The sequence below is a fragment of the Arthrobacter sp. B0316-1-20 genome (assembly GCF_059091865.1).
On sequence record NZ_JBNHHC010000008.1, the window covers coordinates 129,577 to 143,414 of the forward strand.

Below are 13,838 nucleotides of genomic sequence, written 5' to 3' on the forward strand. Positions count from 1 at the left end.
ACCCGGACACGAATCGGTTAGCCGCCGATAACTGAAACTTGTCTGAGGCAACCGTTTCCGGCGGTGCCCCCAGCCCTCCAACAGGCCGGGATCGCCGTGTTTCCGGGCATCCGGCCCCGACTCCCGCCCGGGGTCGAAGTTTTCGCCCCGTGGCGGTCCGTGGCTTTAAGGTTGCATCTCGGTAACAACCGGATATGAAGCGAAGTTTTTATACCCAAGCCGAGGGGTTCCGGTTTACGCTCTATTGCGTGTGAGACATGCCACGTTCGGCGGGAAGCTCGTTGAACTTCAGGCGACGCGGTCTATGTCCGTCCCCTGCAGCACTGCAGGGGACCTTCCAAAGACAGAAACAAGGAGGCGGAATGCGTTTCGGACGTACTTCCAAAGCTATCGGGGTCGCGGCTGTTGCAGCCCTGGCCCTGAGCGCCTGCGCGACTTCGGGTGGCGGAAATTCCCCCGAGGGCACAGGCGATTCCACCGCGGCTGGAGCCGGTGGTTCCATCAGCGTCGCTGAAGTGAACGCCTTCAGCTCCTTCAACTCGGACACGGCCGTCGGCAACGTCGATATCAACTCGAAGATCTCGTACCTGACCCATGCGGACTTCAACTACATCGACAACGAACTTAACGTGGTCAAGAACGAAGAATTCGGCACCTACGAGAAGGTCAGCGAAGACCCGCTGACCATCAAGTACACAGTCAACGAGGGCGTCGCCTGGTCGGACGGCAACCCGGTCGACGCCGGCGACCTGCTGCTCGCCTGGGCCGTCTACTCCGGCCATTTCGACGATGCCACCTACAACGACGAGGGTGAAGTCGACAAGGGCACTGCCTACTTCTCCTACGCCGGCGACACCTCCGGCCTGGGCCTGACCGACAAGCCCGAGATCAGCGACGACGGCCGCTCCATTACGCTGAAGTACTCCAAGCCGTTCGCCGACTGGGAGATCTCCTACGGTGTCCTGGACAGCCCGGCCCACGTGGTGGCCGAGAAGGCCGGACTGGCAGACGAGCAGGCACTGGTCGACCTGATCAGCGAGAGCCCCAAGGGCAACCCGGACAAGCCGGCCGAGAACAAAGAGCTCAAGGCCGTCGCCGATTTCTGGAACACCGGTTTCGACAGCAAGACCCTCCCGTCGGACGCCAGCCTCTACCTCTCCACCGGCCCGTTCATCGTGGACAGCATCACTCCTGATCAGTCCATGACCCTGGTCCGCAACGAGGCCTACGAATTCGGACCGATGCCGAACGTGGAGGAAATCACCATCCGCTACATCGGCGCCGCTCCCGATCAGGTCCAGGCGCTGAAGAACGGCGAAGTGGACATCATCGCCCCGCAGGCGTCCGCCGACACCGTGGAACTGCTCGAAGGGCTGGAGGGCGTGACCGTCAACCGCGGCGAGCAGCTCTCCTATGACCACATCGACCTGAACTTCTCGGGCGTCTTCAAGGAAGCCAACGTCCGCGAAGCCTTCATGAAGGCCGTGCCGCGCAAGGCCATCGTCGACCGCCTGATGGCTCCGCTGGATCCGGAGGCCAAGCCGCTGGATTCCCAGTTCTTCGTGCCGGCGCAGGCCGGCTACGAGGACTCCGCCGCCAACAACGGCTCCGAGAACTACCAGGAAGCCGACATCGAGGGTGCCAAGGAGCTGCTGGCCGGCGCCACCCCCGAGGTCCGGATCATGTACAACAAGGACAACCCCAACCGCGTGGACGCCTTCACGCTGATCGAGGAATCCGCCTCCAAGGCCGGCTTCAAGATCGTCGACGGCGGCCTGGGCGGCTCCGACTGGGGCTCGGCCCTGGGCGGCGGCACCTACGATGCCACCATCTTCGGCTGGATCTCCCCGGGCGTGGGCGTCAGCGGCGTGCCGCAGATCTTCCGCACCAAGGCCGACTCCAACTACAACGGTTTCTCGAGCAAGGAAGCCGACGCCCTGATGGACGAGCTGATCGTCACCACGGAGCCGGAGAAGCAGGACGAACTCATCAAGCAGATCGACAAGATCGTCTGGGATTCGTTCTACGGCCTGCCACTGTTCCAGCCGGTCGGCATCGATGCCTACAACAGCGACCGCATCGACGGTGTGAAGTACATGCCGAACCAGACCGGCGTCTGGTGGAACTTCTGGGAGTGGAAGGTTAAGTAACCGCCCCGCCTGTTCCTCGGCAGATAGCATGCAAGGCGTCGGGACCTTGAGTACCACGGTCCCGGCGCCTTGCGCCATTTACCACCGGATTTGCCCGCATAAGTGATTGGGATTTCCCAAATTCCGCTCGTGTGTAACCTGCATTACACTCACTGTGAAAATGCCGGATCCACAAGATCCGCAGACACATACCAACGAGGTTAAAAACGCTATGGTGACCTACATTGTGCGGCGGTTATTCACCGCCGTGCTCATTCTCCTAGGTGCCTCTTTCCTGGTCTATCAGTTGACGGCGCTGTCGGGTGATCCCCTGCACGACCTCCGGGAAAGCAATGCCGCGAACAAGGAGCAGCTCATGCAGCAGCGCATCGCGCTGCTCGACCTGGGCACACCGGCACCCATCCGGTACTTCGGCTGGCTGGCAGGCGCCGCCAAGTGCGTCGTCCCGTTCGTGGCGCAGTGCGACCTGGGCTATGCCGTCAACGGCCAGCCGGTCACCGTCGAACTGGGCCGGGCCATGGGCATGACCATCCTGCTGGTCACGGCGGCAACAGTCCTCGCCATCATCATTGGAGTTTCCCTGGGCATTGTTTCGGCACTGCGCCAGTACAGCGCCCTGGATTACGGCATCACCTTCATGGCGTTCCTATTCTTTTCACTTCCCGTTTTCTGGGTAGCCGTCCTGCTGAAAGAATTCGGTGCCATTGGATTCAATAACTTCCTGAAAAACCCCGACATACCGCTGCAATCCATCCTCATCATCGGGTTGGTCAGCGCGGCCGTGTGGTTCGTCTGCGCCAACGGCAGCTACAAACGGAAACTGGGCGCCGCCGGAATCGGTTTCCTGCTGGCTGCCGCAGTGTTCTGGGGTCTGTCGGTCACCCAGTGGTTCAAGACTCCCGGGCTCGGCCTGGTAGTTATCGCCATCAGCGGCGTCGGCATCGCCTTCGGCATCACCCTGCTGGCCGCGGGCCTGAAGAACCGCAAGGCGCTCTACTCTGCGCTCATCAGCGTCGGCATCGGCGTGATCATCTACTTCCCGATCCAGCCGCTCCTCGCCCAGGCCACCGGGCTGATGATCTTCCTGCTGGCCCTTGCCGCCGTCCTGGTCGGACTCGCGGTCGGCTGGTTGATGGGCGGCTATGACCGCCGCCAGAGCATGAATGCCGCGGCGATAACCTCCTTCCTGGTCGGATGCCTCATCGCGCTCGACCGCTTCATGCAGGCATGGCCCACCTACTTCACCAACGGGCGTGTCAACCAGCGGCCCATCGCCACCATCGGCTCGGAAACGCCGAACCTGAAGGGCGACTACTGGGTCCACGGCCTCGACACGTTCACCCACCTGCTGCTGCCCACCGTCGCGCTGCTGCTGATTTCCCTGGCGTCGTACAGCCGCTACTCGCGGTCGTCGATGTTGGAGATCATGAACATGGACTACATCCGCACCGCCCGGGCCAAGGGCCTGGGCGAGCGCACCGTGGTCATGCGCCACGCGTTCCGCAACGCGCTGATTCCGATCGCCACGATCGTCGCCTTCGACATCGGCGGGCTGATCGGCGGCGCGGTGATCACCGAGCAGGTGTTCGCCTTCGCCGGCATGGGGCAGCTGTTTATCCAGGCGCTGCAAAGGGTCGACCCGAATCCGGTGATGGGTGTCTTCCTCATCACCGGCATCCTGGCACTGGTGTTCAACCTTGTCGCGGACCTGGTCTACTCCGCGCTTGATCCGCGAGTGAGGGTAAAGGCATGAGCGCCACAGCAACGAAACCCGTCGCAGCCACCAACGAGAACAAGGCCGGCCTCAGCCAGGGCCAGATCGTCCGCAGGCGCTTCATCGGCAACACGGCAGCCGTCGTCAGCCTGGTGGTCTTTGGCCTGATCCTGCTGATCGCCTATTCGTCCAGCGGGATGTTCGGCCTGCCCGGCTGGTGGAAGTACACGCACAACGGCGTCAACGACATGGTGAACTCGGGAGCGCCCACCCTGCAGCTTTTCCCCTTCAGCCTGGGCGAACATCCGTTCGGACAGGACCGGCTGGGCCGCGATACTTTCGCCCAGACCATGCGCGGCATCCAGATCTCCGTGGCGGTAATGTTCATCATCGGCCTGGTCGGCGGCGCCATCGGGGTGGTCATCGGCGCACTCGCCGGCTACTTCCGCGGCTGGGTCGAAGCGGTGCTGATGCGGCTGACCGACGTCGTCATCGTCATCCCGCTGATCATCATCGCGGCGGTGCTCGGCCAGGTCGCCGGGCGGGCCGTCGGGCCCGGCATCCAGCCGTACTTCCTGGGCCTGTTCGTCGGCTGCGTGATCTGGACCGGCCTGGCCCGACTGGTCCGGGCGGAATTCCTGTCCCTGCGCGAGCGCGAATTCGTCGACGCCGCACGGATCGCCGGCGCCTCCAGCGCCCGGATCATCTTCAAGCACATCCTGCCGAATGCCGTGGGCGTCATCATCGTCTCGGTGACCCTGAGCATGTCGGCGGCGATCCTGCTGGAGACCAGCCTGTCCTACCTGGGCCTGGGCGTGAAGGCACCGGACGTCTCGCTGGGCCTGCTGATCAGCCAGAACCAGGAAGCGTTCCAGACCCGCCCGTGGCTGTTCTGGTGGCCGGGCATGTTCATCGTGGCCATCTGCCTGTGCATCAACTTCATCGGCGACGGACTGCGCGACGCGTTCGACCCGCGGCAGAAGAAGTTCAATGCCAAGCGGGCGAAGGCGGCAGCGGTTTCCGCGCACCCCGAGACCGGAACCACCGCGACGACGGGTGTCTAGGATGGGCACCCGTCGCCTGCCCGGCCCCGTGAGGCCCGGCTCAGCGGGCCAGCGTTACGACGCTGAGTACCGCGAGCGCCGTCCCGACGGCGAGGACCGCCCAGTTCGGTGTCCGTCCCACCGGGACGTTGTCGGCATCTCCGATGCTGATGCTGCCAGCAGCCAGCAGCTCCGCCCATCGCTTGCGGACGTAGTACGCGGCTGCCCCGGAATCGGTGTTCGCGAGATCGCCGGGGCGGACCGACTGCGCCGGCCCGTAGGTGGTCTCCGGAAGCCCCTGGACGTGATCGGCGCGGGCGCGGTGGACGCCGAACATGCCGGGAGCCGGTGCCGCCCACGAGGTGTACTTGCGGCGCGGGGTAACCAACGTCAGCGCATACTTGGTGTCCACCGTCGCCAGGGCTCCCCAGGGCACGGAGACGGTCCGCACCGGGTTGCGCAACACCACGCCGTCGTCGCCGATAACGACGGCGGGATACCAGGCCAGCCACCAGGTCAGATAGGCAATAGCGAGCAGCGGCCAGGAGACGAGCAGGCTGCCCGGGCCGTGGGTCAGCACCGAGGACGCCAGGCTGACCGCCACGATCGCCCAGACGCTTCCCGTGAACCAGGTCGCGGAGCGCGGACGGAAGACCGTGGTGCCGGCGGCAGCAGACGTTGTCATGCCCCCATAGTTTCAGGACCGGGTACCGGTTCTCCAGTAGCCACAACCAACTGCGACAGGTTGGAAGGGAAAGACCAGCTATGACTGAAATCATCGATCCGACGCTGCCGGCAGGAAAACTGGAGACGGCCGGCGGAACACCACCCGTCCTGGAGGTCACCAACCTCAGCGTGGATTTCGGCGTGGACAAGGAGTGGGTGCCGGCCGCGATTGGTCTCACCTACGATGTCAAGGCCGGCGAGGTCCTGGCGATCGTGGGCGAATCCGGTTCCGGCAAGAGCGCCAGCTCGATGGCGTTGCTGGGCCTGCTCCCGGCCAACAGCCGTGCCACCGGAAGCGTCAAGCTCAACGGCCGGGAGATCCTGGGCCTCAGCAGCGCCAAGCTCCGGCAGGTGCGCGGCAAAGACGTCGCCGTGATCTTCCAGGAACCCATGACGGCGATGAACCCGGTGTACACCATCGGGTTCCAGATCGTGGAAACGCTGCGGCTGCACTATGCCATCTCGCCCAGCGAGGCGAAGAAGCGGGCACTGCGGCTGCTGGAGCTCGTCGAGCTGCCCGACCCGGAAAAGGCCTTCCGGTCCTACCCGCACCAGCTGTCCGGCGGCCAGCGCCAGCGCGCCATGATCGCCCAGTCGCTCTCCTGCGACCCCAAACTGCTGATTGCCGATGAGCCCACTACCGCCCTGGACGTTACCGTCCAGGCCGAAATCCTGGACCTGATGCGCAACCTGCGCAACAAACTGGACAGCGCCATCGTGCTGATCACTCACGACATGGGCGTGGTCGCCGACCTGGCCGACAAGATCGCCGTGATGCGCCGAGGCCGCATCGTGGAGGCCGGCACCGCGTTGGAAATCTTCAACAACCCCCGGCACGAATACACGCAGGCCTTGCTGGCCGCCGTGCCGCACCTGGGCGGGCGCCCCGAGGACGGAACGGAAGTCGACCTCACGGCGGCGCTGGCCGCCGCCACCGGGGTCTCGCTGAGCATCGACGAGACCGAGCTGCAGCGGCGCGAACGCGAAAACGCCGAAGCCCTGGCGCACTCACGCCATGAAGCGGCCAAGGGCGACCCCGTGCTCCAGCTGACCAACGTGGCCATCGAATATCCCAAACAGGGCCGGGTGCCCGCCTTCCGTGCCGTGGAGGGGGCCAACCTGTCCATCTATCCGGGACAGGTGGTCGGGCTGGTCGGAGAATCCGGATCGGGCAAGACCACCATCGGCCGCGCGGCCGTCGGACTGCTGCCCGTCGCGGAGGGCTCCCTGCGGGTGGTGGGCCACGAGATCGCGGGCGCCCGGCCCAGGCAGCTGCACGCGCTGCGCCGCCACGTGGGCATGGTGTTCCAGGACCCGTCGTCCTCGCTGAACCCCCGGCTGCCGATCGGCGAGAGCATCGGCGAACCCATGTACCTCGCCGGTGTCGCCAAGGGCGCCGCCCTGCAGCGGAAGATCGAGGCGCTGCTGGACCAGGTGGAGCTGCCGCGCGCTTACCGCAACCGCTATCCGCACGAACTCTCCGGTGGCCAGAAGCAGCGCGTGGGCATCGCCCGGGCGCTGTCGCTGGAGCCGAAGCTGATGGTGGCGGACGAACCCACCTCCGCGCTGGACGTGTCGGTCCAGGCCACCGTGCTGGACCTGTTCCAGAACCTGCAACAGGAACTGGGCTTCGCCTGCCTGTTCGTCACCCACGACTTGGCTGTCATCGACGTGCTCGCGGACCGCATTTGCGTGATGCGCCACGGCCGGATCGTTGAGCAGGGCACCCGGGACGAGATCCTGCGCAACCCGCAGGAACTGTACACCCAGCGGCTGCTGGCGGCAGTGCCGTTGCCCGATCCGGAAAAGCAGCGCGAGCGCCGCGAGCTGCGCGCCCAGCTGCTGGCCGCCGGCGACTGACAGACCCGCAAGCCCGCCATCCACAGTGCCGAGCCCCCGCCCATGATGAAATGGCGGCGGGGGCTCAGCCGCCCCTGGCCGGTGCGCTGCCGCGACGGTGCCGCCGGCCATCGCGCAATCCAGGAGTGTTAGTGGTACGCAGCATGAATATCGAGGCGATCGAAAAGGGCATCGGCGTCAGCTGGGCCGAAGTGGAGGAGTACTTGGCCGGAATTAACGCCAAGGAACTCAGCCACAAGGAGATCGCCGCTGCCTTGCACGAGTCGGGGCTCGCGGACGGCTGGTGGGCGCAGACGGCCACCGTCGCCTACGAACAGCAGATCGGCCGGCGCCAGCCCGGCCAGGACTGCGACGGGGAGTTCCAAACTTCGGTGAGCAAGACCGTCACCGGAAGCATGGATGAGGCGCGGAACAAGTGGGTGGCCGTGGTGGGCGCGGCAGAGGAATTCTCGGGCATCGCGGTCACCCGCGGACCCGAGTTGAGCGACACCGCCAAGTGGCGGTACTGGCGCTGCGGCTTGGCCGACGGCTCCCGGGTCAGCGTGCATATTTATGAGAAGCCTTCGGGCAAGTCCTCGGTGGGAGTGCAGCATGAACGGCTCGAGTCGACCGAGCAGCTCGACCACTGGCGTGCCTACTGGAAAGCAAAGCTCGCCGAGCTGTCCTGAGCGGACCGAGACCGGTCCGTCGCCGTCGCCCGGAGAGCGTTCGTTTCGGGCCGCCGGGCCCGGAACGTCGGCAGCGGCCGCTTTAGCATCCCTTTTCACCAAATTGCAACCCAATTGGAAGCACGGCCTGTTATCAGCGTCACAGTTGGCGCATATGCTGGTGCCACCTGAGCCTGCGCGGCTGAGATCCATGCCGGCGCGGAAAGGTCCGGCGTCACAAGCCGCCGGATGGAGCACGGTACCTGAGGAGGCGGCATGCGTTTCGCTCGAACATCCCGACTGGTTGGACTGGCAGCCGCAGCAGCGCTCGCGGTCACGGCCTGTGGGGGCGGCGATGGTGGCGGCGGCACGGAGGCCGGCGGCGGCAACGCCGAGGCGGTGATCACGGCCAACAGCACGGAGCCGCAGAACCCGCTGGTCCCCACCAACACCAACGAGGTCGGCGGCGGCCGCGTGGTGGACCTCATCTTCGAGGGGCTGATCAGCTACGATCCCGAGGGCAAACCGGTCAATGAGGTGGCGGAATCCATCGAGACCGAGGACTCGCAGAATTACACGATCACCCTGAAGCCGGACCAGACGTTCACCAACGGCGACCCGGTCACCTCCAGTTCCTTCGTGGACGCCTGGAACTACGGTGCCGCCGTCGAGAACGCCCAGCTGAGTGCCTATTTCTTCGAAAGCATCGAAGGATACGACGAGGTCAGCTCCGAGGGCGCGACCACGAAGGAGATGTCCGGGCTCAAGGTCGTCGACGACACGACCTTCACCGTGGCGTTGAGCCAGCCCGAATCCGACTGGCCGTTGCGCCTGGGCTACACGGCGTTCGTGCCGCTGCCGCCCGTGGCCTTCGAGGACATGGAGGCCTTCGGGGAGAACCCGGTCGGGAACGGTCCCTACATGCTGGGCGGCGACGGCGCGTGGCAGCACGACGTGCAGATCGAACTGGTGCCGAACCCGGACTACCAGGGCACCCGGACCCCGCAGAACGGCGGGATCACCTTCAAGTTCTATTCGTCCTTCGAGGCGGCCTACCAGGACCTGCTCTCGGACAACCTGGACGTGCTCGACACCATCCCGCCGAGCGCCCTGGCAAACTTCAAGACCGACCTCGGCGAGGGCCGCTGGCTGGAAAAGCCGTATGCCGGCAACCAGACCATCGTCATTCCCCAGTACCTGGACGAATGGACCGGCGAGGCCGGCCAGCTGCGGCGGCAGGCCATCTCCATGGCGATCAACCGGGACGAGATCACCCAGGTGATCTTCCAGGGCGGCCGGCAGCCGGCCACCGAGTTCACCGCCCCCGTGCTCACCGGCTACAGCGACAGCATCCCCGGCAACGAAGTGCTGCAGTACAACGAGGAGGAGGCCAAGCGGCTGTGGGCGGAAGCCGACAAGATCGAACCGTGGGGCGACAGGACGTTCACCATCGCTTCCAACGCCGACGGCGGGCACAAGGAATGGATCGAAGCAGTCGTCAACGGCCTGAAGAACGTGCTCGGCATCGACGCCCAGTTCGAGTCGTACGCCACCTTCCCCGAGCTGAGGACCAAGGTCACGGCGAAGGAAATGACCGGCGCCGCGCGTGCCGGCTGGCAGGCCGACTACCCGTCGCTGTACAACTTCCTCGGGCCGCTGTACGGCACCGGAGCGGGTTCCAACGACGGCGACTACTCCAACAAGGAATTCGACCAGAAGCTGCGTGACGGGCTGGGTGCGGCCACGCCGGAAGAGGGCAACCAGATCTTCAACGAGGCGCAGGAGATCCTGATGCGGGACCTGCCCGCCATCCCGCTGTGGTACCAGGTCCGGCAGGTCGGCTGGAGTTCCGTCGTTGAGAACGTGGACACCGCCTGGAACGGGGTGCCGATCTACCACCAGATCACCGGCAAGTGACCCCGGGCGTTGCGGGGCCTGGCCGCGGCCGGGCCCCCGCAACGCGCCCCAGCTCCCGATCCCACCGAGAGGCAGGATTGATGATCCATCACTTGGCGGCACGCCGGGCGCAAGGAGGAAGCTAGTGCTCTGGTACATTCTCCGCCGCTTCCTGCAGATGATCCCGGTGTTCTTCGGCGCCACGTTCCTGGTCTATTTCCTCGTTTTTTCGCTGCCGGGCGATCCCATTCAGGCCCTGTTCGGCGACCGGGCCGTCAACCCCGCGGTGGCCGCCCAGCTCCGGGCGCAGTACAACCTGGACCAGCCGTTCCTCATCCAGTACGTCCTCTACCTGAAAAACCTCGTCACCTTCAACCTCGGCAACGACTTCTCCGGCAGGCCCGTCGCCGAGGTGCTCGCCCAGATCTTCCCGGTCACGGTCAGGCTCGCCATCCTCGCGCTGATCTTCGAAGCCGTCTTCGGTATCCTCTTCGGATTGATCGCCGGGCTGCGGAAGGGCCGGATGTTCGACGGCACCGTGCTGGTCGCCTCGCTGATCGTCATCGCCATCCCGATTTTCGTCCTCGGTTTCGTCCTGCAGTTCCTCGTCGGCGTCAAGCTCGGCTGGGCCAGGCCCACGGTCGGCGCCCAGGCTGGCTGGTCCGACCTGATACTCCCCGCCGTCGTGCTGGGCCTGGTGTCGCTGGCCTACGTGCTGCGCCTGACCCGAACCTCCATCATCGAGAACATGAACGCCGACTACGTGCGCACCGCGATGGCCAAGGGATTGTCCCGGCCGCGGGTCGTCGTCGTGCATATCCTGCGGAACTCGATGATCCCGGTCGTGACGTTCCTGGGCGCCGATCTCGGAGCCCTGATGGGCGGGGCGATCGTGACCGAGGGCATCTTTAACGTCCCCGGCGTCGGCCAGCGCCTGTACCAGTCGGTGCTGCGGGGCGAGGGCCCCACCATCGTGTCCATCGTCAGCGTGCTCGTGCTCGTGTACATTCTGGCCAACCTGCTGGTGGACGTGCTCTATGCCTGGCTCGACCCGAGGATCCGTTATGCCTAGAGAACCGCTGGAACGCGACAACCAGGCCATCGAGCATTTCGTGGCGCCCCTGGACGAAACGCCGCTGCTGGCGACCGACAAGGTCGACGAGGATGTCCAGCCGCTGAGCCTGTGGGCCGAAGCCTGGCGGAACCTGCGGAGGCAACCCCTCTTCATCATCTCGGCGCTGCTGCTGGTGCTGGTCATTGTCGTGGCGCTCTTCCCGTGGATTTTCACCCAGACGCCGCCGGCGCAAAACTGCCTGCTGGCCAATTCCGACGGCGGACCGGCGCCCGGGCACCCGCTGGGGTTCACCAAGCAGGGTTGCGACGTCTATTCGCGCATCATCTACGGGACCCAGGCGTCGCTGACGGTGGGTATCTTCGCCACGCTCGGCGCCCTGCTGATCGGCGGGACGCTCGGCGCCGTCGCCGGGTTCTACGGCGGCTGGCTGGACTCGGTGATCGCCCGAATCGGCGACGTCTTCTTCGCGCTGCCGCTGATCCTCGGCGCCATCATCATCATGCAGCTGCCGTTGTTCCGGGCCAACCGCAACGTCTGGACGGTGGTCATCACGCTGGTGGTCTTCGGCTGGCCGCAGGTGGCCCGCATCACCCGGGGCGCTGTCATTTCCGTGCGGAACGCCGACTTCGTCACGGCGGCCCGGTCGCTGGGCGTCTCCAGGCTTGCCGCGCTGGTCAAACACGTCATTCCCAACTCGCTGGCGCCCGTCATCGTGGTGGTGACCGTGAACCTGGGGATCTTCATCGTGGCCGAGGCCACCCTGTCCTTTTTGGGCATTGGGCTGCCGCCCGACGTGATGTCCTGGGGCAATGACATCTCCGCGGCCCAGGTGTCGCTGCGCTCCAACCCGGCCAGCCTGCTCTGGCCGGCACTGGCGCTGTCGGTCACCGTGCTGAGCTTCATCATGCTCGGCGACGCCCTCCGGGACGCCCTTGACCCGAAGGCGAGGAAGCGATGACGCACATCCGCGAAGTCGACGGCGCCGCGCCCCTGCTGCAGATCAAAGACCTGGCGATTACGTTTCGAACGTCCACCGGCGACGTGGAAGCGGTCAAAGACGCCCACTTGACCGTCATGCCGGGGGAGACCGTGGCGATAGTGGGCGAATCAGGCTCGGGCAAGTCGACCACCGCGCTGGCGGCCATCGGCCTGCTCCCGGAGAACGGCCGGGTCTCCGGCGGGCAGATCGTCTTCGCCGGGGAAGACCTGGCCGGCGCCAGCAGCCAGCGGATCGTGGAACTGCGCGGCAATTCGATCGGCATGGTGCCCCAGGACCCCATGTCCAACCTCAACCCGGTGTGGAAGATCGGCTTCCAGGTCAGGGAAACGCTGCGCGCCAACGGGCTCCGGTCCGATAACGCCGCGGTGGCCAAAGTGCTGGCCGAGGCGGGGTTGCCCGATGCCGCCAGCCGTTCACGGCAGTTCCCGCACGAGTTTTCCGGCGGCATGCGCCAGCGCGCCCTGATCGCCATCGGCCTGTCGTGCCGGCCGCGGCTGCTGATTGCCGACGAACCCACCTCGGCCCTCGACGTGACGGTGCAGCGCCAGATCCTGGACCACTTGGAATCGATGACCCGGGACCTCGGCACCGCCGTCCTGCTGATCACGCATGACCTGGGCCTGGCCGCCGAACGTGCCCGCAAGGTGGTGGTGATGTACAAGGGCCGGGTGGTGGAGTCGGGTCCTGCCCTGCAGATACTGCAGAACCCGCGCCACCCCTACACCCGGCGGCTGGTCGAGTCCGCGCCGTCCCTGGCCTCGCGGCGGATCCAGTCGGCGAAGGCCGCCGGCATCGAAACCACGGAACTGCTGGCCCCGGTCGGCCAGGAGGCCCAAGCCACGGACAATGTCATCGAGGTCAAGGACCTGACCAAGGTCTTCAAACTGCGCAGCGGGTTTGGGAAGTCCACCGACTTCACCGCCGTGGACAATGTGTCCTTCAATATCAAGCGCGGAACCACGATGGCGGTGGTGGGGGAGTCGGGATCCGGCAAGTCCACGGTGGCAAAGATGGTCCTGAACCTCGAGTCGCCGACCAGCGGCCGCATTGTCTTCGACGGCGTGGACATGACCGGGCTCAACGCCAAGGCACTGCTGGCCTTCCGTCGGCGGGTCCAGCCGATCTTCCAGGATCCCTACGGATCGCTAGACCCCATGTACAACATCTTCCGCACCATCGAGGAGCCGCTGCGCGTGCACAACATCGGCGACCGCAAGAGCCGTGAAGCCAAGGTCCGGCGGCTGCTGGACCAGGTGGCGCTTCCGGCGTCCGCCATGCGCCGGTTCCCGAACGAGCTCTCCGGGGGCCAGCGCCAACGGGTCGCCGTCGCGCGTGCGCTGGCCCTGGATCCCGAGGTCGTGATCTGCGACGAGGCCGTCTCCGCGCTGGACGTGCTGGTCCAAGCCCAGATCCTGGACTTGCTGGCGGGCCTGCAGCAGGACCTGGGGCTGAGCTACCTGTTCATCACGCACGACCTGGCCGTGGTCAGGCAGATCGCCGACCACGTCACCGTGATGGAAAAGGGCAGGGTGGTGGAGGCCGGCACCACGGACGGCGTCTTCGATTCTCCGCAGCAGCGGTACACGCAGGAGCTGCTGGCCGCCATTCCCGGCGCGAGCCTGGAGTTGCCGCCGGAGGTGGCCTGACACGGGATTCCGGCCCCGTCGCCGGCCCGGGGTCCGGGGCCCCGTTAGGCCATGAGTGGCGTTGCGGATTACAATGGAGTG

General features: G+C 65.7%; 10 protein-coding genes. 9 read left to right on the forward strand and 1 reads right to left on the reverse strand.

All coding sequences use genetic code 11. From position 1 onward, the window contains the following. Positions 1-362 precede the first annotated feature (362 nt). The 3 genes from AC5RW2_RS15355 (at position 363) to AC5RW2_RS15365 (ending at position 4,928) form a co-directional block, all read left to right on the forward strand. Positions 363-2,150 (forward strand): ABC transporter family substrate-binding protein, encoded by a 1,788-nt coding sequence (locus AC5RW2_RS15355; protein WP_494000320.1) that lies wholly within the window; start codon positions 363-365, stop codon positions 2,148-2,150. A 211-nt stretch (positions 2,151-2,361) separates the two neighbouring features. After that, positions 2,362-3,903 carry an ABC transporter permease gene (locus AC5RW2_RS15360; protein ID WP_494022609.1) on the forward strand — a complete coding sequence of 514 codons (1,542 nt, stop codon included), beginning with the start codon at positions 2,362-2,364 and terminating at the stop codon, positions 3,901-3,903. After that, positions 3,900-4,928 carry an ABC transporter permease gene (locus AC5RW2_RS15365; RefSeq protein WP_494000318.1) on the forward strand — a complete coding sequence of 343 codons (1,029 nt, stop codon included), beginning with the start codon at positions 3,900-3,902 and terminating at the stop codon, positions 4,926-4,928. The genes AC5RW2_RS15360 and AC5RW2_RS15365 overlap by 4 nt, the downstream gene beginning before the upstream one ends. 40 nt (positions 4,929-4,968) lie before the next feature. Here the strand turns inward: AC5RW2_RS15365 and AC5RW2_RS15370 are convergent, their stop codons facing one another. Further along, positions 4,969-5,592, reverse strand: coding sequence for a PH domain-containing protein (locus AC5RW2_RS15370; RefSeq protein ID WP_494022611.1), 624 nt, complete (start codon positions 5,590-5,592; stop codon positions 4,969-4,971). Between the two features lie 80 nt (positions 5,593-5,672). On the opposite strand from AC5RW2_RS15370, the gene AC5RW2_RS15375 reads away from it, so the two are divergent. The 6 genes from AC5RW2_RS15375 (at position 5,673) to AC5RW2_RS15400 (ending at position 13,757) form a co-directional block, all read left to right on the forward strand. Further along, entirely contained in the window at positions 5,673-7,493 is a 1,821-nt protein-coding gene (locus AC5RW2_RS15375) for an ABC transporter ATP-binding protein (protein ID WP_494074147.1), read from the forward strand. A gap of 131 nt (positions 7,494-7,624) precedes the next feature. Beyond that, the gene (locus tag AC5RW2_RS15380) at positions 7,625-8,161 is read left to right on the forward strand and encodes a hypothetical protein (protein ID WP_494022613.1); all 537 of its coding nucleotides are present in this window, start codon (positions 7,625-7,627) and stop codon (positions 8,159-8,161) included. 255 nt (positions 8,162-8,416) lie between these two features. After that, positions 8,417-10,057 (forward strand): peptide ABC transporter substrate-binding protein, encoded by a 1,641-nt coding sequence (locus AC5RW2_RS15385; RefSeq protein WP_494074148.1) that lies wholly within the window; start codon positions 8,417-8,419, stop codon positions 10,055-10,057. Positions 10,058-10,181: 124 nt separating this feature from the next. After that, positions 10,182-11,108, forward strand: a complete 927-nt coding sequence (locus AC5RW2_RS15390; RefSeq protein ID WP_494074149.1) for an ABC transporter permease — start codon at positions 10,182-10,184, stop codon at positions 11,106-11,108. Next, the gene (locus AC5RW2_RS15395) at positions 11,101-12,069 is read left to right on the forward strand and encodes an ABC transporter permease (protein WP_494074150.1); all 969 of its coding nucleotides are present in this window, start codon (positions 11,101-11,103) and stop codon (positions 12,067-12,069) included. Before AC5RW2_RS15390 ends, AC5RW2_RS15395 begins: the two co-directional genes overlap by 8 nt. Then, positions 12,066-13,757 carry a dipeptide ABC transporter ATP-binding protein gene (locus tag AC5RW2_RS15400; RefSeq protein WP_494074151.1) on the forward strand — a complete coding sequence of 564 codons (1,692 nt, stop codon included), beginning with the start codon at positions 12,066-12,068 and terminating at the stop codon, positions 13,755-13,757. The genes AC5RW2_RS15395 and AC5RW2_RS15400 overlap by 4 nt, the downstream gene beginning before the upstream one ends. Positions 13,758-13,838: the final 81 nt, after the last annotated feature.